Origin of the sequence: Nonomuraea longispora (genome assembly GCF_004348345.1) — a bacterium.
GTDB lineage: Bacteria > Actinomycetota > Actinomycetes > Streptosporangiales > Streptosporangiaceae > Nonomuraea > Nonomuraea longispora.
In genome coordinates, this window is sequence record NZ_SMJZ01000024.1 from 39217 (window position 1) to 56775 (window position 17559).

The 17559-nt window shown below is 70.5% G+C and carries 17 protein-coding genes; 12 read left to right on the forward strand and 5 right to left on the reverse strand.

The genetic code is table 11. The features are described from left to right. Positions 1 to 75: 75 nt before the first annotated feature. Complete coding sequence (locus E1267_RS09430) at positions 76 to 1323, forward strand: cytochrome P450 family protein (RefSeq protein ID WP_132331863.1); 1248 nt, start codon at positions 76 to 78, stop codon at positions 1321 to 1323. A 21-nt stretch (positions 1324 to 1344) separates the two neighbouring features. On the opposite strand, the gene thyX is transcribed toward E1267_RS09430, so the two are convergent. Then, on the reverse strand, positions 1345 to 2127 hold the full coding sequence (gene thyX, locus E1267_RS09435; RefSeq protein ID WP_132331865.1) for an FAD-dependent thymidylate synthase: 783 nt from the start codon (positions 2125 to 2127) through the stop codon (positions 1345 to 1347). A 139-nt stretch (positions 2128 to 2266) separates the two neighbouring features. Here thyX and E1267_RS09440 point away from each other — a divergent pair, with 139 nt between their 5' ends. The 7 genes from E1267_RS09440 to E1267_RS09470 all read left to right on the forward strand — a co-directional run bounded on the left by E1267_RS09440 (position 2267) and on the right by E1267_RS09470 (position 8762). Next, a complete protein-coding gene (locus tag E1267_RS09440) occupies positions 2267 to 3451 on the forward strand; it encodes a sensor histidine kinase (RefSeq protein WP_132331867.1) in 1185 nt (394 codons plus the stop codon). Further along, positions 3448 to 4131: a response regulator gene (locus E1267_RS09445; RefSeq protein ID WP_132331869.1), complete on the forward strand. Its 684-nt coding sequence runs from the start codon at positions 3448 to 3450 to the stop codon at positions 4129 to 4131. The genes E1267_RS09440 and E1267_RS09445 overlap by 4 nt, the downstream gene beginning before the upstream one ends. A 38-nt stretch (positions 4132 to 4169) precedes the next feature. Next, positions 4170 to 4889, forward strand: a complete 720-nt coding sequence (locus E1267_RS09450) for a hypothetical protein (protein ID WP_246063656.1) — start codon at positions 4170 to 4172, stop codon at positions 4887 to 4889. Further along, the gene (locus E1267_RS09455) at positions 4880 to 5566 is read left to right on the forward strand and encodes a DUF4166 domain-containing protein (protein ID WP_246063658.1); all 687 of its coding nucleotides are present in this window, start codon (positions 4880 to 4882) and stop codon (positions 5564 to 5566) included. The genes E1267_RS09450 and E1267_RS09455 overlap by 10 nt, the downstream gene beginning before the upstream one ends. Beyond that, positions 5563 to 6174 carry a TetR family transcriptional regulator gene (locus E1267_RS09460; RefSeq protein ID WP_132331871.1) on the forward strand — a complete coding sequence of 204 codons (612 nt, stop codon included), beginning with the start codon at positions 5563 to 5565 and terminating at the stop codon, positions 6172 to 6174. Before E1267_RS09455 ends, E1267_RS09460 begins: the two co-directional genes overlap by 4 nt. Before the next feature lie 288 nt (positions 6175 to 6462). Continuing rightward, the gene (locus tag E1267_RS09465; protein ID WP_132331873.1) at positions 6463 to 7131 is read left to right on the forward strand and encodes a TetR/AcrR family transcriptional regulator; all 669 of its coding nucleotides are present in this window, start codon (positions 6463 to 6465) and stop codon (positions 7129 to 7131) included. A gap of 242 nt (positions 7132 to 7373) precedes the next feature. Continuing rightward, positions 7374 to 8762 (forward strand): tannase/feruloyl esterase family alpha/beta hydrolase, encoded by a 1389-nt coding sequence (locus E1267_RS09470; RefSeq protein WP_132331875.1) that lies wholly within the window; start codon positions 7374 to 7376, stop codon positions 8760 to 8762. On the opposite strand, the gene E1267_RS09475 is transcribed toward E1267_RS09470, so the two are convergent. After that, positions 8755 to 9657, reverse strand: coding sequence for a LysR family transcriptional regulator (locus tag E1267_RS09475; RefSeq protein ID WP_161715017.1), 903 nt, complete (start codon positions 9655 to 9657; stop codon positions 8755 to 8757). The two genes, E1267_RS09470 and E1267_RS09475, sit on opposite strands and share 8 nt — an antisense overlap. A 133-nt stretch (positions 9658 to 9790) precedes the next feature. Here E1267_RS09475 and E1267_RS09480 point away from each other — a divergent pair, with 133 nt between their 5' ends. From E1267_RS09480 to E1267_RS09490, 3 genes are read left to right on the forward strand one after another with little or no spacing between them, the layout of a single operon-like run. Further along, entirely contained in the window at positions 9791 to 10978 is a 1188-nt protein-coding gene (locus E1267_RS09480) for a CaiB/BaiF CoA transferase family protein (RefSeq protein ID WP_132331879.1), read from the forward strand. Between the two features lie 19 nt (positions 10979 to 10997). Next, positions 10998 to 12422, forward strand: a complete 1425-nt coding sequence (locus E1267_RS09485; RefSeq protein ID WP_165959528.1) for an SLC13 family permease — start codon at positions 10998 to 11000, stop codon at positions 12420 to 12422. A gap of 7 nt (positions 12423 to 12429) precedes the next feature. Beyond that, positions 12430 to 12888, forward strand: coding sequence for a GNAT family N-acetyltransferase (locus E1267_RS09490; protein WP_181957771.1), 459 nt, complete (start codon positions 12430 to 12432; stop codon positions 12886 to 12888). Here the strand turns inward: E1267_RS09490 and E1267_RS09495 are convergent. Next, on the reverse strand, positions 12876 to 14408 hold the full coding sequence (locus tag E1267_RS09495; RefSeq protein ID WP_132331883.1) for a pectate lyase family protein: 1533 nt from the start codon (positions 14406 to 14408) through the stop codon (positions 12876 to 12878). The genes E1267_RS09490 and E1267_RS09495 overlap by 13 nt on opposite strands. Before the next feature lie 536 nt (positions 14409 to 14944). Here E1267_RS09495 and E1267_RS09505 point away from each other — a divergent pair. Continuing rightward, entirely contained in the window at positions 14945 to 15214 is a 270-nt protein-coding gene (locus E1267_RS09505; RefSeq protein WP_201762030.1) for a DUF6343 family protein, read from the forward strand. A 120-nt stretch (positions 15215 to 15334) separates the two neighbouring features. Here the strand turns inward: E1267_RS09505 and E1267_RS09510 are convergent, their stop codons facing one another. Further along, positions 15335 to 16174: an FRG domain-containing protein gene (locus E1267_RS09510; RefSeq protein ID WP_132331887.1), complete on the reverse strand. Its 840-nt coding sequence runs from the start codon at positions 16172 to 16174 to the stop codon at positions 15335 to 15337. Positions 16175 to 16190: 16 nt separating this feature from the next. Then, entirely contained in the window at positions 16191 to 17393 is a 1203-nt protein-coding gene (locus E1267_RS09515) for a hypothetical protein (protein ID WP_132331889.1), read from the reverse strand. Between the last annotated feature and the right edge of the window lie 166 nt (positions 17394 to 17559).

Below are 17559 nucleotides of genomic sequence, written 5' to 3' on the forward strand. Positions count from 1 at the left end.
TCGTTCCAACAGGCTGGGCGTGGCCGGCTTCCTGGCGTGGCCGTGCGGCCCGCTTCCGAAATTCCGGAGGAAAGCATGGACAACGATCCCTTCGTCATCGATCCCAGCGGTAGCGACGTCCTCGGCGAGGCCGAACGCATTCGCGCGCTCGGCCCGGTCGCCCGCGTCGAAATGCCCGGCGCTGTGCGGGCCTGGGCGGTGAGCGACCAGGCTCTGCTCAGGCGGCTGCTCGTCGATCCACGCGTGTCCAAGGACGCCGGCCGGCACTGGCCTGCCTGGATCAAGGGCGAGATTCCCATGGACTGGCCCCTGTTCCCGTGGGTGGCCGTGCGCAACATGCTCACGGCGTACGGGGCCGACCATCGCCGGTTGCGCGGGCTGATCGCCGGCGCCTTCACCGCGCGCCGCGTCACCGCGCTGCGCCCACGCATCGAGGCGATCACCGGTGACCTGCTGGACGACCTGGCCGGCCTGCCTGCGGGCGCTCCCATCGACTTACGCGACCGCTACACCTACCAGCTGCCGATCAAGGTGATCTGCGAGCTGTTCGGCATCGCTGACGAGGCCACCCGCGTGGAGGTGTCCCGCTGCGTGGACCTGCTGTTCAACGTGGGCAAGGCGCCCGAGGAGAGCGCCGCCGCCTTTCCCCGCCTGCAGGGGCTCCTCAGGGACCTGGTGGCGGAGAAACGCGAACGGCCCGGTGACGACCTCTCCTCCGCCCTGATCGCCGCGCGCGACGACACCTCGCCGCTGTCGGAGGAGGAGCTGGTGGACACGCTGGCGTTGTTCGTGAGCGCGGGCCACGAGACCACCGTCAACCTGCTCGGCAACACGATCGTCGCGCTGCTCACCGACCCAGGCCAGCTCGCCCGCGTCCGCGGCGGGGGCGCCACCTGGGACGACGCGATCGAGGAAACGCTGCGCCACCAGGCGCCCGTGCCGAACATGCCGCTGCGCTTCGCCGTCGAGGACATCGACGTCGGCGACGGCGTCACGCTGCGCGCGGGCGAAGCCATCCTCGCCTGCTACGGCGCCGCCGGGCGCGACCCGCTCGTGCACGGGCCGGACGCCGGCCGGTTCGACGTCACCCGCACGGTCAAGGCCCATCTGGCCTTCGGCTACGGCGTGCATCACTGCGTCGGCGCGCCGCTGGCCCGGCTGGAGGCCGGGATCGCGCTGCCCGCGCTGTTCGAGCGTTTCCCCGATCTGGCCCTGGCCGCCGCGCCCGGTGAGCTGCTGCCGCTGGAGTCGTTCGTCTCGAACGGGTACCGCGCCCTGCCCGTCAGGCTCGCGCCCTCACGCCGGACCGTGAAGCTTTCGTGAGGCCGGGGAGCGCCCGCCGGGTCAGACTTTGCGCCAGCCCGGCACCCAGGCTCCGTCCTCCACCACGTAGTCGCCGAACAGGGCGGGCGCCTCCTCGCGCATGAGCTCGCCGATGCGCTGGAACAGCAGGCGGATCTCCTCCTCCGCGCCGACGGCGGTGCGGGCCTCGATGGTGTGGCGCAGCGTGCGCACGTTGGCCGTCCACACCAGCCCGGTCGCCAGGCCCTCGGGCGCGAACCTGCGCATGAACGACGTGCGGTGCTTCTTCTCCGAGAACGGCACGCCCTCCTCGTCGAGGCCGAAGTGGCCGGCCATCCACCGCTGGAACTGCTCCAGCTGCTCCAGCACGGCCGTGGCCCGCTTCATCAGCTCGTCGTCCTCCTGCGCCCATTCGGGGAACCAGAACGGCAGCTCGTCCAGGCGTACGAACCGCAGCGACTCCTGCGAGATCGCCACGCCGGGACGGTGCCTGACGAGCTCGTGGGTGAGGACGCGGCTCACGTTGTGCAGCACGAAACTGAAGCTGATGTGCTCAAGCACGGAGCCGTGCGCGCTGGCCAGGATGTTACGCAGGTAGTCGTCCTGGTCCTTCCTGATCCGGACCACGTTGGGATTGAGCCCGGGTTCGAAGGAGCGGTAGCAGAGCCGGCCGGCGAACTCGGCGAGGTTCTGGGCGTCGAGGTCGCCGCGGTCGAGCCGCTCCAGCCAGCTCTCGCCGCCGACCTCCGCGAGATAGCGGGCCAGCTCGTCGTAGTCGAGTGACGGACGGGCGACGACGAAGACCTGGGGTTCGACAGTGCGCATGGAAATCCCCCGTTTGGAGCGACCGCGTGGTGACGGCCTTAGTCAACCAGCTCCTTGCTCGGCTTCCCATGCTGACCCCGGTCAACAGGGTGTCGAGGCACCCGGCGCCCGGGAGCGGTTGCGCCACTATTCTTGCCGGATGTTCGCGAACGTCCCGGGCGTCGTCCGTTCCTGGCCGGGCTCCTGGCGTGCTCGCTCCGCGTTCGCCAAGGACGGCGCCCTCGCGGCGCTGCTCACGGCGCTGGCGTTCGTGCCGACGCTGTCCGCCATCTCGGCGCAGCTCGGCGACCTGCCCGGACGTCCGGCGGACGTGCCGGCCCTGGCGCTGGTCCTGGCCCAGTCCGTGCCGCTGGCCGTGCGCCGCCGATGGCCCGCGGCCTGTCTGGCGGTCGTGGGCGCCGCCTTCGCGGTGCACCAGGCGCTGTCCTACCCGCCGACGTTCGCCAGCATCGGGCTGTATCTGGCGGTGTACGCGGCCGGAGCCCACCAAAGGCGGTTCCGTCACGGACTCGCCGCGGCGGCCGTCTCCGGCTATGTCGCGCTCGCGGTCGTCCTGGACCACCTCGGATCGCCCAATCGAGCCCAGGACTTCCTCGCCTTCTTCCTGATCCTGGTGGTGGTCTGGATGGCCGGCGCGGGGATGCGCCGCCGGCAGGCGGAGGAGGCCGAGCGCCGGCGGCTCGCCGCGGACGTGGCCAAGGCGTCCGAGCGGGCCCGCATCGCCCGCGAGCTGCACGACGTGGTCACGCATCATGTGACCGCCATGGTGGTCCAGGCCGACGCGGCAGGGTTGGTGGTCGCCGCGGCGCCCGACCGGGCCGAGGCCGGGCTCGCCTCCATCGGCGACACCGGGCGGCGGGCCCTCACGGAGCTGCGGCACCTGCTCGGCGTGCTGGAGGCGACCGGCGAGCCGGGCGCCGCGGACGACCGTACACCGGCGCTGTGCGGGATCGGCGACCTGGTCGAGCAGGCCCGCGCGTCCGGCCAGCCCGTCGAGCTGGCCGAGCACGGGGAGCCGCGGCCCCGGTCCGCGGACGTCGAGCTGGCCGCCTACCGGGTGGTTCAGGAGGCGCTCACCAACGCGATGAAACACGCGGCAGGACGGCCCACCCGGGTCACGGTGCACCACGACCCCGATCGCATCGCCATCGAGGTGACCAGCGACGGGCCCGCCGGCGCGGCGCCCGCCGTGCCCTCGGGCGGGCGCGGCCTGGAAGGGCTGCGCCGCAGGCTGCGCACGCTCGATGGCGACCTGGTCGCCGCAGGCGGGCCCGGTGGCGGGTTCAGCGTCCGCGCCTCCATCCCCGCCAGGAGCCACGCATGACCGACACACCGATCAGGGTGCTCATCTGCGAGGACCAGGAGCTCGTACGGACCGGCTACGTCACCATCTTCTCCGCCCAGCCCGACATGGAGGTGGTCGGGGAGGCCGCCGACGGCCGCGCGGCGGTGGAGGCGGCGCGGCGGCTGCGCCCGGACATCGTCGTGATGGACATCCGGATGCCCGTCCTCGACGGCATCGAGGCCACCAGGCAACTGGCCGGGCCCGGCGTCGCCACCCCGGTGAAAGTGCTGGTCGTCACCACCTTCAACGTCGACGAGTACGTCTACGAAGCCCTCAGGGCCGGGGCGGCCGGCTTCCTGCTCAAGGACACCAGGCCGGCGGAGCTGGTCAACGGCGTGCGTACGATCGTCCGCGGGGAGTCCCTGCTGGCCCCCGCCGTCACCCGCACCCTCATCGGCCACTACGCAGGCCGCCTGCGCCCCGCCGACACCGCCAATCCGGCCCGGCAGGAGGTCGTACGCGCGCTGACGCCGCGTGAGCTGGAGGTGCTCGTACAGATCGCGGCCGGCCTGTCGAACGCGGAGATCGCCGCCGAACTGTCCATCACCGTCGAGACCGTGAAGACGTACGTGTCGCGGATCCTGATGAAACTCGACCTGCGCGACCGCGTGCAGGCGGTCGTCCTCGCCTACCGGGTCGGGCTCGTCTCCGCCGGCTGACCCTTGTTTGAGCGACCGCTCAAACGTACACTCGCGCCATGGGGGCCGCGAGAGGACGGCACGTGCAGCTGTACATCGAGGCACGCATACGAACCGAGCTCGACCTGCTCTGGCACCGCACCCAGGATCCGGCGCAGCACCGGCGCTGGGATCTGCGCTTCACCCACATCGACCACCTGGCCAGCGCCGGGAGTGAGCCGCAGCGCTTCAGGTACGCGGTCCGCCTCCTGCCCGGTCTCCTCATCTCGGGAACGGGCATCGCCGCGGGCGAGAAACGGCGCCCCGACGGCACCCGCACCTCGGCTCTCCGCTTCGCCTCCCCGCATCCCCTCTCACCGATCGCGCGGGGCCGCGGCTACTGGCGCTACCTCCCGACCGGAGACGGCATCCGGTTCCTCACCGGCTACGACTACGAGCCTCGCTGGGGGCGCCCCGGCCGGATCGCCGACCGGCTCGTCCTGCGGCCGCTCATGGGATGGGCCACCGCCTGGTCGTTCGACCGGCTGCGTTTGTGGTGCGAGCGCGGCATCACGCCCGAACGATCCCTGCGGCACGCGCTCGCCGACGTGGCGGCACGGGCGCTGGCCATCGGGGTGGCCGCGGCGGTGGCGCCCGTGGCCGCCGTACCGGTGGCGATCGCCGCGCTCCTGCTGCCGCCCTCGCATGTCACGCCGGCGGCCCGGCGCTGCCTGCGCCGCCCGACCGAACACACGGCCGCCACCCCACCCGCCCTCCTGCACTCCGTGAGATGGTCATGACCTCGATCTTCCAGCGGGCCCTCGGCCCCGACTTCGACCGGCTCCACCCGCGCATCCAGCGTCGCTTCTCCGTCGGGCTCGACAGCGGCGAGGCCTGCGTCGGCCGCGGCGTGATGGACCGTGTCCGGCACGGCGGCAGGTGGATCCGCCCGTTCCTGGCGCTGGGCGCCACCCGCCACATCCTCGTGCCGCGCGTCGGCCGCGACGTGCCCTTCACCATCGAGAACTTCCCCTACCGCGACTCCTTCGGCCGCGAGACCGTCACCTTCGTCAGGACGTTCGCCTTCCCCGGCCGTCCCCAGCGGTTCGACGCCACGATGGTCTTCAGCCGGGAACGTGGCTGCATCGTCGACTACCTCGGCACGCACCAGCACCTCGCCACCGACCTGCACGTGCACGCCGACCCGGAGGGAGCCCTGGTCATCCGCTCCGGCGAGCAGCGTTTCCGCGAAGGACCCGTGAACACCCACGTGCCGGCCCTGATCAGGGGCGACGCCGTGGTCCGCGAGTCGTACGACGACCAGGCGCAGTGCTTCCGCGTCCGGGTCGCCGTCTCCAACCGCTACTTCGGCCCGCTCTTCGGCTACGAGGGCACCTTCCAGGCCGAGCACATCGGCGTGGCCGCCCACGGCGTGCGCACCGACCTGCGGCCGGTCCGCGAGGAAGCGCGGGCATGAGCAAGGACACCCGTACGAAACTGCTCGAAGGCGCGCTCACGACGCTCGTCGAGCAGGGCATCGCGGGGGCCTCCGCACGCGCCGTCGCCGCCGCCGCGGGGGTCAACCAGGCGCTGGTCTTCTACCATTTCGGCAGCGTCGACGAACTGCTCGCCGCCGCCTGCCGCCACGGCGCCGAACAACGGGTCGCCGTCTACCGCGACCGCCTGCGCAAGACAGGCACCCTGGACGAACTCCTCGCGCTGGGCCGGGAACTGCACACCACCGAACGGGCCGGCGGGCACGTCGCCGTACTGGCCCAACTGCTGGCGGGGGCGCAGACACAGCCCCGGCTGGCGCCCGCCACCGCCGCCGGGCTCGCGCTGTGGACGGAGGAGATCGAGCAGGTGCTCGGCCGCGTGCTGGCCGGCAGCCCGCTGTCCGGACTCGTGGACGTCGCCGGACTGGCCAAGGCGCTCTCCGCCGCCTTCATCGGGCTGGAACTGTTCGAAGGCGTCGACCCGGCGGGCGCCGAACACGCCTTCGCCGCACTCGACCGGATCGCCGGCCTGATCACGGCGCTGGACGAACTCACCCGGCTCGCCCCGCCCGCCGACCAACCCCCCTGAGATTCGGCAGGTTTGTGGGCTTTCCGCGCGTTTGTCTGTTACCGGTCTGGAACGTACGCGCCTTTCCGTGTGTTCAGGGGACTTTGTCACGGGTCTGGAGCGGGCAAGCTTTCCGTGCGTTCAGAGGAACAAGCTTTTCGGGAAACCCCTCGGGCTGGTCGCCGCACTGCGTGCCTTCGGCCCGCTGGACTCGCCGTAGGCGAGGTGGCTAAGCGCATAGTCACTCGTAGAATGCTCGTGCCGGGCCGCTGAGCGGGGGCGGCATCTCTCCGAGGCGAAGGGGCGCGGATGGCCAGACGGCAGGCTCGGTTCACCGCACAGGACCTGGTGGACGATCCCCGGCTGCGGGACCATTCGCCCGAGTTGTGGCGGGCGGACCTGGGGGAGGTGCAGCGCCGCCTGCTGTCGTCGGCGGTGCGCTGCTTCGCCGCGAACGGGTTCCACGCCACGACCACGCGCGACATCGCCGACGGGGTCGGCCTCAGCCCGGCCGCACTCTACGTGCACTTCCCCTCGAAGGAACTAGTTCTGTTCGAGATCATCCGGGTCGGCCACGAGCGGGTCCTGGCACACGTACGCGACCCGTCCATCCTGGCGCTGGAGGGGTCGGCCGACCGGTTGCGCGCCATCGTGGCGGCGTACACCGTGTGGCATGCCCGCCACCACGTGACCGCGCGGGTCTGCCAGATGGAGCTGAACGCCCTCACGGCCGAGCACTACGGCGAGATCGTGGAGTTGCGTCACCGGACCAACGGCTATTTCCGCGACGCCGTCGCGCGCGGAGTCGCCGACGGGACGTTCGCGCAGGTGGACGTCAAGCGGGTGACGCGCGCGATGTTGTCGCTGAGCATCGATCTTGTCCGCTGGTACCGGCTCGACGGCGCCGACTCGCCCGAGCAGCTCGGTGAGTTCTACGCCGACCTCGCGCTGCGGTTGGTCGGCAGGCCCAAGGAGTAGGTACGCGCGTTCGGCGCCGGAATTCACCGGTTGACAAGTCACCCTCCGGCACCTGACTATGCGCTTAGTAACTTCCGTGATCGATTGACCCGAACGTCCGCACACGCACCTTGAGCCAGACCGGTCGGCTCGCTGGACCGGAAGCGGTGGGGGCCGCGACCACAGGATGCCGGAGCACTGAGCGCCGGCGCGCATGGCGTCCGGCCTGACCGTCGAGTTCCGTTCCCCCAGGGAGTCGCACCATGTCCCTTCTTCTCCGCAGATCCACTGTCTTCTCGGCCCTGATGGCGTCGCTCGTGGCGATCCCTCTGGTGCCGGTGGCGTCGCTCGCGCAGGCGGACGCCCGCTGCCCCCACATGGGCAGAATCCACGTTCCGGGCGCGCAGCACCAGGTAACGGCCTGCCTGGACGACCTCACCACCGCCGGCACGGTCGACTCGGGGCACACCGACGCCGCCGACTGGCAGGGGTTGCACTCCGCGGCCACCCGCAACCCGAGCGGGGTGCCGGGCATCCAGGTCGACGGCTATTTCCGTGACGACTCCACGAGCAACCCCACCCACGGCTGGAACCACGACTCCCAGTTCGTGATCCGCCTCCCGCGACGCTGGAACGGCGGGCTGGTCGTCGCGGGGGCGCCGGGCAACCGCCGCCAGTACGCCAACGACTTCACGATCGCCGACTACGTGCTGGCCAAGGGCTACGCCTACGCCTCGACCGACAAGGGCAACGGCGGCACGGAGTTCTACAAGGACGGCAGGCGGCCAGGCGACGCCTACGTCGAGTGGTACCACCGGATGACCCAGATCACCGTCGCCGCCAAGGCCACCGTCGCCCGCCACTACCGCAAGCCGCTGCGCAGGACGTACGCGGCGGGCATCTCCAACGGCGGCCAGCTGGTGCGCTGGGCGCTGGAGAACCACCCCGAGCTCTACGACGGCGGCGTCGACGCGGAAGGCACGTACTGGCCGCCGGACAACGGGCCGAACGCGCTGGTCTACCTGCCGGTGGCGCTGCGCAACTACCCGAAGTACGCCGAGAACGGCGACCCCGAGGCGCACGCCGAGATGCTGCGGGCCGGCTTCGCCCCCGGCTCGGAGTTCCTGTGGGAGTTCAACTACCGCAACATCTGGGACGGCACGCAGCGCCGCGCACGCGAGGAGCTCGACCCGGAGTACGACGGCGACCTGGAGGCGGGCATCCCGTTCTGCGAGAGCGGCACGCCCAACTGCGACGCCGACTACGACTACTACGCGCGCCCGGAGAGCGTGCACAAGGCGGTGCGGCGGGCCTCGATGACCGGCCGCATCGGCAAGCCGCTGATCACGGTGCACGGGACGCTGGACACCCTGCTGCCGATCGCGGTCCACAGCGACCCGTACGCCGCGCTGGTGCGCAAGCAGGGCAGGGCCGCCCTGCACCGCTACTACAGGATGGAAGGCGCCTCCCACCTCGACATCGAGTACGACATGTTCCCCGACCGGATGCGGCCGCTGCTTCCCTGCATGCGGACGGCGTTCGAGGCCCTCGAACGCTGGACGGCCCCGGGCCACGGCCACAAGCCCCCGCGCAGCGCCACCATTCCCCGCCAGACCTCCGGCGACGTGGCCAACACCTGCTCCCTCAGCTGACCGGGGAAGCCCGGCCGCCGGCCAGCTCGCCGGCCCTGGTGCGGATCAGCCGCTGGACGATGAGGGCGGACGGCGAGGGCCTGCTGTCCTGACGCTGCGTCAGGCACAGCTGCACGGGAGGCGCGTCGGACAGCGGAAGCCAGACCACGTCGGTGATGTCGGCCGAGGTGTCGAACCCGGCGAGAATGCCGAGACCGACACCTTGGCCGACCATCACCTTGACGGTCCGCGCCGACATGGCCTGCACCACGACGTCGGGGGCCGCCACGTGCCGGTGCAGCGTCTCCCACAGCACGGTGCCCGCCCGCATGGTGACGATGGGCCAGGTCTCCAGGTCACGCCAGTGGATCTGGTCGCGGCCCGCCAGCGGATGGTCGGTACGCGCGTACGCCCCGAGAGGAGCGGAGATGAGCGGTATGCGCCGCAGTCCCGGCGCGGGCGGGGTCAGCGGCGTGGTGATCACCCCGAAGTCCAGCGCGCCGTCCAGCACGGCGGTCTCGATGGCGGACGAGGCCCCCTCGCGTACGGTGAAGCGCAGCCCCGGATGGTCGCGGCGCAGCCGGCCCACGACCGGAGCGATGATGGTCTCCACGGTCACCGTGACGCCGCCGATCTGGACCCTGCCGCGGTAGGAGCCGCTCGACTGCATCGCCGACTCGCGCACCGCCTCCTCGGCCTCGACCAGCCGGCGCAGCGGCTCGATCAGGGCCTGGCCGGCCGGGGTCGGGCGCACGCCGTGCCGGCTGCGGGTGAGCAGCACGACGTCGAGCTCCTCCTCCAGCAGCGCGATCTGCTGCCCGAGCGTGGGCTGGCTGACGCCGCACCGGCCGGCCGCCGCCCGCAGCGACCCCGTCTCGACGGCGGCCAGGAAGTACCGCGCCCGTTCCACCCGCACCGCGCCACCATAAAGGAAAAACCTTCCACCCGTGAACGCCATTCAGGTCTTCCCCGCACGCCGACGGCACGGCATGGTGACGTCCATCACAACCGTCACCCGAACGACGTTCCCCACGTGAAAGGAATAACCAGTGGCCAACGGTCCGCTCGGCGGAGTGCGTGTCCTGGACGTGTCGACGATCCTGGCCGGCCCCCTCGCGTCCTCGCTGCTCGGCGAGTTCGGCGCCGAGGTGATCAAGGTCGAGCACCCCGCCACGGGCGACCCGGCACGCCACTACCCGCCGCTGGAGGACGGAGAGTCGGCCGCCTGGGCGATGCTCGGCCGCGGCAAGCGCAGCGTCACGATCGACCTGCACCACGCCGAGGCGGCACACCTGGTCGGCCGGCTCGCCGCGGCCGTCGACATCGTGGTGACCAACTTCCGCCCGGCCACGTTGCGCCGGTTCCGCATCGACTTCGACGACCTGCGGGCCTACCGGCCCGACCTGGTCATGGTGCAGGTGAGCGCGTTCGGGCGGACCGGTCCGTACGCCGACCGCCCCGGCTTCGCCCGCGTCGCGGAGGCCTTCGCCGGCCTGACCTACCGCACGGGCGCCCCCGATCGGCCACCGCTCTTCGCCGGCTACCCCGTGGCCGACGGCGTCACCGGCATCTACGCCGCGTTCGCCGCCATGCTCGCGCTGCGCCAGCGCGACCTCACCGGCCAGGCCCAGCTCGCCGACATCCCCCTGTACGAGCCGCTGCTGCGGATGATGGAGGACTTCATCGTCGAGTACGGCGCGACCGGGAAGAACCGCGAACGCCAGGGCAACCAGAACCCGCACATCAGCCCCAACGATCTCTACCGCACCCGTGACGGCCGCTGGCTGGCCCTGCCTGCCTCCACCGAGCAGATGTGGCGCCGGCTGGTCAAGGTCATGGACGCCGCCGACCTCGCCGTGCACGACTCCATGACCGCCCGCCTCGAACACCGGGAGGAGATCGAGGCGCGGGTCGCCGCCTTCGTCGCGGAGCACGACCTCGAACCGCTGATGACGCTGCTCGTCGACGCCGGGGTGGCCGCAGGGCCGGTCAACTCGGCCGCCGACGTCTGCGCCGACCCGCACATCCGCGCCCGTGGCTCGGTGGTGGAGGTGCCGGACGACAGAACGGGCCGTACCCGTCTCATGCAGGCTCCGGCCGGGCGGTTCTCCGGCTTCGACGCCACCGTCGGACACGCCGCGCCGGCCCTCGGCGAGCACACCGCCCAAGTGCTGCGCGACCTCGCCGGGCTCGCGGACCAAGACATCCATGACCTGCGCCACCGAGGAGTGGTCTGACCCGAGAAAGAGCGTGCTCATGACCCTGGCGACCCTGTCCATCATCGTGCTGGCCGCCCTTCTCGCGGCGACCCTGATCCCCGGCTTCGACCTCGGGCTGGGCGCCCTGGCGGCGGCGTTCGTCCTCGGGCTGGCCGCCGGCGTGTCGGAGAGCGACGTGACGGCGTTCTTCCCGGCCGACTTCTTCGTGCTCATCGTCGGCGTGACGGCGCTGTTCGCCGTCGCCCATCACAACGGAACCCTCGACTGGTTACTGGATGTGCTGCTCCGGATGGCCGGCGGCCGGCTGGTGCTGATCGCCCTGGTGCCCTTCGCCATCGGGGCCGTGCTCACCGCCGTCGGCACCCTGCCCGCCGCGGCGACCGCCATCGTCTCGCCGATCGCGCTCGGCTTCGCCGCGCGCTACCGTACCTCGCCGTTGATCGCCGCCGTCCTGGGCGTCACCGGAATCATCAGCGGGCTGCTCTCACCGCTCGCCGTGTACGGCGTCACCGCGCGTGAGCTGAGCACCAAGCTCGGGATCGGCCTGTCCGGCTCGGCGCCGGTGGCGTTCCTGAGCGGCGGGCTGCTCGCCGGCCTGGCCGTGTGCGCGGGGCTGCTGATCGTCGGCCTGTGGAGCGGCGGCATCCCACGCGGCCGGGCACCCATCCCGGCCCTCTCCTCGGCCCGCAGCACCGGACCGGCCGCCCCCGACCCGGGCTCCGGCGCCACCGCCCCGGAGCCCGCGGACGGCGCCGCCGTACCGGAGCCGGAGCCCGGGTCCGGCGGGGTCGCACCCGCACCCGCACCCGCGTCCGGCGGTGGCGCCGCGACGGCGACCGTCGACGCTCCCGCACCCCCGCCCGCCGCGACGCCGACGCGCCCCGGAGCACGCGCGTTCACCCTGGCCTGCATGCTGGCCGTCGTCGTCCTGTCCGTCGGTTTCGACATGAACGTGGGCTATCTCGGCCTGACCGCCGCGCTGATCGTGCAGCTGGTGTTCCGGCTGCCGGCCGACGCGATCGTGTCCAGAATCCCGTGGACCGTGGTCCTGCTGATCGGCGGCCTGCTGACGTACGTGGGCCTGATGCAGCACCTGGGCGCGTTCAAGCAGATCAGCGACCTGCTCACGATCGAAGGGTCGCCGCTGCTCAGCCTGCTGGTGCTCTGCTACATCGCCGGCGTCACGTCCTTCGCCGCCAGCTCCATCGCGGTGTTCGCGACCGTCATGCCGCTGCTGCCGCCGCTGGTGGCCGCCGGGGTGTCCCCGGTGGGCGGCGTGCTCGCCCTCGCTCTGGCCTCGGTGCTGGTCGACATCAACCCGCTCGGCATCACCGGCGGGCTCATCCTCGGCGCCGCCGAGCCCTCGGTCAGACCCCGTCTGTTCCGTAACCTGCTCACCTACGGGCTTGTCTCGATCGTCGTCGCCCCGCTCCTCGCTTGGGCCGCCTTCGGCTGGTGGTGACGCCGGCATGCGGCGGTTCACGACGCGCCTGCGGCTCGAACCGGCCGGTCCCTCCCTCGCGTCCGACCTGTGGACGGTGCACGACGACGAGGAGGTGTGGCCCTGGTACGGCACGGCCAGGCCCGACCTTCGGCAGCCGGAGCGATGGGCGGCGTCCATGGGCGAGTCGTGGCTCCTGCACGGTGTGCGCAAATGGATCGCGTACGACCGGATGAGCGGCGAGGTCGTCGGCCGTGGTGTCGTGCACGGCCCGCCACAACGTGCGTTCCCGTGCGGTGATGGAGCGCATCGGCATGCGGTACGCGGGCGAGATCCGTACGCGCGGCCCGGTCGAAGGCGTCGGGGGGAGCGGGACGACGCGCCGTTCGCGGTGTGCGTGCGGTTGCGGAAGGACCGGGGGCTGGTGAGCCGCGGCGCGGAGGAGAGTGCGACCTCCTCCGCGCCGCGGGCCGGTCACCCGGCGTAGGTCTCGAACTCGGCGACCCTCGGCGTGCCGCTCGCGCCGGTGATCTTGAAGGTGATCTTCTTCAGCGAGGTCGGGGTGAAGGTGATGTCGCCCGCCCCGCTGCCGGACTTCAGGACGGCCCCGGTGTCGTGGTTGACCAGTTGCCAGGATCCGATGGCGCCCGCGGAGCCCGACGCCTCACGGATGACGACCCTGGCGATCGTCGTGGCGGAGCTCCACTTGACCGAGATGTCGCCGGTCGAGCCGGAAGGCGACCAATAGGTGCTCATGTCGCCGTCCCGTACGTTGCCGTAGCTCGTCCCGCCGCCCTTGCTGGAGCCGTCGGAACCGGCCCCGATGCTGAGGTTGCTCCCGTCCGGCGGCGTGGTCGGCGGGTCGGTGGGGTCGGTCGGGGGCGTCGTGGGTTCCTGCGGCGAGGAGCAGTCGCCCCCCGACTCCAGCAGCCCCTTGTTGGCGCCCGCCGTCTGCCGCACGATGTCCGGCACGCAGGTTGCCCCGTCGAGGTTGTAGGGGTAGGGGATGCTGACGGAGGTGTTGGACTGCGGGTTCGGGCCGGCGGGGTTGTTCTCGTCGCCGGGGCTCGACCAGGTCACGTTGTCGAAAATGTTGCCGCCGACCTGCCAGTAGCCGGCCTCGTCGGTGTAGAAGGTGCCGAGGACGTCCTTGGAGTCCTCGAAGTAGTTGTTGTCCACCTTGGCGCGGCCTCCCGCCCGGGAGTTGATGCCGGACTCGTGGAGGTCGACGTAGTGGTTGTTGTAGATGTGGGCGATGCCTCCGCGCAGCAGCGGGGTGCGGGAGTCGATGTTCTCGTACCGGTTGTGGTGGAAGGTGACGTAGCCGTTGGAGCGGTCGCTCTCGCTGGATCCGATGAGCCCGCCCCGGCCACTGTTGCGCAGGATGCTGTAGGACAGGGTGACGTACTGGGTGTCGTTCTTCATGTCGAAGAGCCCGTCGAAGCCCTCCGACTCCCCGCCCGAGGCCTCCAGGGTGACGTGGTCGACCCAGACGTTGCGGACGCTGCTCTCCATGCCGATGGCGTCACCGCCGTTGGAGGTGGGCGAGCCCGACTTCTTGACGTTGCGGACCGTCACGTTCCTGATGATGATGTTGCGGGCCTCGCGGATGTGGATGCCCAGCTGGTCGAAGACGGCGCCGCTGCCGACGCCGATGATCGTGACGTTGCTGATCTGCTTGAGTTCGATCACGCCGGCGGCGGTGTTGCAGCTGTCGCCCGACACCTTGGAGGTGTTGCCGTGGTTGATGGTCCCTTCGACCTCGATGGTGATCGGGGTGCTGCTGCTGGCCCGGCCGCACAGGGCCGCGTGGATCGCGGTGCCCGTGGTGGCTCTCACCGTCTGCCCGCCCGCGCCGCCGGTGGTGCCGCCGTTGCCGGTCGCGAAGCCGGTGGCGGTGCCGGCCGCCGCCGACGCCTGGGTCATCGGTAAGGCCACGCCGACCGCGGCCGCGGTGACCATCGCGGCCAGCGCCGCCTGGAGTCGCAGCGCGACTGCTCGTCCCATTGTCGTCTCACTTTCGTCGTCGGGTGCCGGAGTGAGTGCCGCGGGGCCCGCGGCATCGGGGTCGTCATGGGAGCTCGGCCCACACGCTAGGAAAGCGCTTTCCTAGCGTCAATGGACTGTGAAAGTTTCATGCCGTCACCCGGTGGCGAGCGGCCCGGCGTACCGGGCTCGTGGGACGCCCATGAGGGCGGGGACCGGCGGATGGACCGCGGCGTCGTCCATCGCCGTACCGGTCACGGCCTGTGCGGCCACGTGTAGAAACGTTCGTCGAAATGCTCAGCACGTTCCTGCCGGCGGCCGGCGGGCGCGCTGGTAGTGCCGCCGGGCCTTCATCCGGTTGCCGCACACGGCCAATCCACCTTCTCGAAGGCGGCCACTTCCTCCTGGAGAGCGCCCTCGACGACGTGGCCCGCCTGATCAGGGGCTTCCTCGGCCGGTTCTATCTGCCCCCGGGGCGCGCACGCCGGGAAGTGAGGGCGTCATGAATCGCCCGTCCCCCGCTGGGTAGAGGGGCGGTCCGCAGAGAGGTGGAGGGCATGGACAGGCATCACCCATCGGTTCGTGACAGGTTCTGGTCGGTCGTCTCGCCGACCTCGGAACGACCGCAGAGCGCGCTCAACCTGCGCATCGTGCTGGCCACTTTCGGGCTGGTGATCTGTACGGTCTTCGCTGTGCTGGCCGCCACCGCGAACCTTCCCGTGCTGGCGGTCATCATGGCGGTCCTGGCCGTCATCGCGGCCATCGATCTGGTCGTCGTGATCCGCCGCCGCATCAAGCGGGGCAACGGGCACTCCCTCTTCGGCTGACAGGCCGTCCCGCGACACGTCGCCCGACCGGTCACAGCCATGCTGAGCAGCAAGATCGCTTTTCGGTCGGGCATGCGTCGTGCCACCCGTGGCCCGCCTTCGGCGAATCCCCAGGTACGGCTACGTTTGTCCGGGGTCCTCGCTCTCGGTCATGGACGCTCCGCCCTCGGCCTCGCCCGTCGTGACCCGGCCGGGCGAGTAGTACCGGCGCAGCCAGTCGGCGAGCCCGTCCAGCCCGGGAAGCAGCACCCGCTCGGTGATGTTCGCCTGGTCGAGCCGCTGCCTGATCTCGGCCTTCACCTCGGCGGGAATGACCCACCCGTGCCAGAGCCGGGGATGCGCCGCCAGCCACTGTTCCAGCTGGTACGTGACCTGCGAGAACGCCGACAGGATCGACGACTGGTTGATCACGCGTTCGTCCAGCGACGGCGGCTCGAAGAACACCAGGAACGGCTCTTCACCGAGCCGGTCGAAGGCCGCGAGGTCACGGGCTTGCTCCGCGAGCATCTCCGTGGTGAAGACCAACGCCCCCTCCGCCGCAAGGGGCTCACGCAGCGGCTCCGGCAGCAGCCGGTGAGCGCCCGCGCAGTCGACCGCCAGCAGCGCACCATCGTCCTCGGGCCGGGAGGCGGTGGCGAAGTGCAGGGCCACCAGCGGAGAGAAGGTCCAGTCCAGCAGGCGGGTGGGCAGGCCGTGGTGCTGGCCCAGGGCCAGCCAGTCCCACATGGTCGTGCCCGGCGCCTGCCGATGCGCATATTTCCGGAAATTGCGGATCAGGTGGGACTCGAGGTCGGCGTAGTCACCGTTCAACCGCGCCAGCCCGGACACATGCGAGTACGTGCTCCTCGCCAGCCCACGGAAGACCAGCGATGAGTGCGCGGGCCCGACCCCGTCACGCCGGCCGGCCTCGCTGATCGAGTCGTCCAGCTCGCGCCACGACGACACCGTCACCATGCCCATCCCGGCTCGCTGGTGGTCAGCGGTCGGCGGCCAGGCTGGTGATCGGGTGTTCGCCGTCGGTCTGCAGCCGGTATTCGTGGCCGGAGACGGCGCGGTTGTCTTCGATGACGCGTTCGGAGGGTGCTTTCTCGCCGCCCATGAGGGCTTGTTGCATCTGCTCGAAGCGTTCGTGGGCTTCTTGTACGTAGCCGGTGCCCAGGGTGGTGTAGTCGATCTGGGTGGACAGGAGTTCGCGCAGGTAGGCCTTGTTGGGCTCGAAGGTGACCGGGACGGGCAGTTCGGGGGCCAGGACCTGTTCGGGGTCGCGGCCGTCGTGGCGTTTGAACAGTTCGGCGGCCAGGCGCAGGTGTTCCAGCTCCATGTTGAGGTGGAGTTCCCAGATGTTTTTCACCTTGGGGTCGGACTCGGTCTCCATGAAGGAGTGGTAGAGGTAGCACTCGTTGTATTCGTGGTTGAGCAGCATCTCCCACCAGCTTTCGCCGGGGTCGACGAGGGATTCGTAGTGGGTGACGTGTTCTTCCTCGATGAGGCCGATCTCCTGGTAGAGCTGGCGGGCGATGGGTTCCATGTAGAGGGGGCCGACGTTCATGTAGAAGTTCATGGTCTGCTGCTCGGCGGACATGATGGTCAGCGCGTGCAGCTTGGAGATGGGTGCGGCGGTGGTTTTGTCGTAGGGTTCGCGGACGTTGTCGACGGGGTTGCGGTGGTGCAGGTAGGTGGGGCGGCCGGGCATGATCTCGGTGAGTTGGTCGACGATTTTCTCGGCTTTGCGGTGTTCGATCATTTCGTAGAGGTTGGAGTAGCGGTAGAGGTGGTCGAAGTCTTCCAGGACGCCGAATTGGTAGGCCTGCTGGAGGTAGGGGTCGGGTTCCATGCGGGCGACCCAGGCGGTCAGGTCGACGGCGACTTGTTCGTAGGCGATGGTGGTTTCCAGGACCGAGGCCAGGCCGGGTAGGAGCCAGTTGACGGCTTTTTGCTGCTGGGCTTCGATGTAGCGGACGCGGGCCAGGTGTTGTTTGAGGTCGGTGTCGGGGCAGTGGCGGGCCAGGTGGTGGTTGAACATGATGGCTTCGACTTCGATGCCGTTCATGGTGATGATGCGGCAGCGGGTGTAGGGGTCGGCGTGGTCGGGGTCGGTGGGTGTGACGTTGAGTTCGCGCCAGTTGCGTAGTTGTTTGTCCAGCGGGATGCCGCGTTCTTGCAGTGGGTTGAAGGTCATGGTGTGTGCTCCTTCGTGCTGTGTCCGGCCGGGCCGGGGATAGGGCGTGGTGTGGGTGCGAGTGCGTGCCCTACCCGAGGCTTCCCGGCTCAATCTTTGGTTGTGCTCGGCCGCTGTTGTGGGTTTGGTAAGTGTTTGTGCTGGTCTTGGCGGGTGTGTGCGTGTC

Coding starts and splice junctions, on each gene's coding strand:
- E1267_RS09430 (WP_132331863.1), top strand. CDS start 76: ATGGACAACGATCCCTTCGTCATCGATCCCAGCGGTAGCGACGTCCTC.
- thyX (WP_132331865.1), bottom strand. CDS start 2,127: ATGCGCACTGTCGAACCCCAGGTCTTCGTCGTCGCCCGTCCGTCACTC.
- E1267_RS09440 (WP_132331867.1), top strand. CDS start 2,267: ATGTTCGCGAACGTCCCGGGCGTCGTCCGTTCCTGGCCGGGCTCCTGG.
- E1267_RS09445 (WP_132331869.1), top strand. CDS start 3,448: ATGACCGACACACCGATCAGGGTGCTCATCTGCGAGGACCAGGAGCTC.
- E1267_RS09450 (WP_246063656.1), top strand. CDS start 4,170: ATGGGGGCCGCGAGAGGACGGCACGTGCAGCTGTACATCGAGGCACGC.
- E1267_RS09455 (WP_246063658.1), top strand. CDS start 4,880: ATGGTCATGACCTCGATCTTCCAGCGGGCCCTCGGCCCCGACTTCGAC.
- E1267_RS09460 (WP_132331871.1), top strand. CDS start 5,563: ATGAGCAAGGACACCCGTACGAAACTGCTCGAAGGCGCGCTCACGACG.
- E1267_RS09465 (WP_132331873.1), top strand. CDS start 6,463: ATGGCCAGACGGCAGGCTCGGTTCACCGCACAGGACCTGGTGGACGAT.
- E1267_RS09470 (WP_132331875.1), top strand. CDS start 7,374: ATGTCCCTTCTTCTCCGCAGATCCACTGTCTTCTCGGCCCTGATGGCG.
- E1267_RS09485 (WP_165959528.1), top strand. CDS start 10,998: ATGACCCTGGCGACCCTGTCCATCATCGTGCTGGCCGCCCTTCTCGCG.
- E1267_RS09490 (WP_181957771.1), top strand. CDS start 12,430: ATGCGGCGGTTCACGACGCGCCTGCGGCTCGAACCGGCCGGTCCCTCC.
- E1267_RS09495 (WP_132331883.1), bottom strand. CDS start 14,408: ATGGGACGAGCAGTCGCGCTGCGACTCCAGGCGGCGCTGGCCGCGATG.
- E1267_RS09505 (WP_201762030.1), top strand. CDS start 14,945: ATGGACAGGCATCACCCATCGGTTCGTGACAGGTTCTGGTCGGTCGTC.
- E1267_RS09510 (WP_132331887.1), bottom strand. CDS start 16,174: ATGGGCATGGTGACGGTGTCGTCGTGGCGCGAGCTGGACGACTCGATC.
- E1267_RS09515 (WP_132331889.1), bottom strand. CDS start 17,393: ATGACCTTCAACCCACTGCAAGAACGCGGCATCCCGCTGGACAAACAA.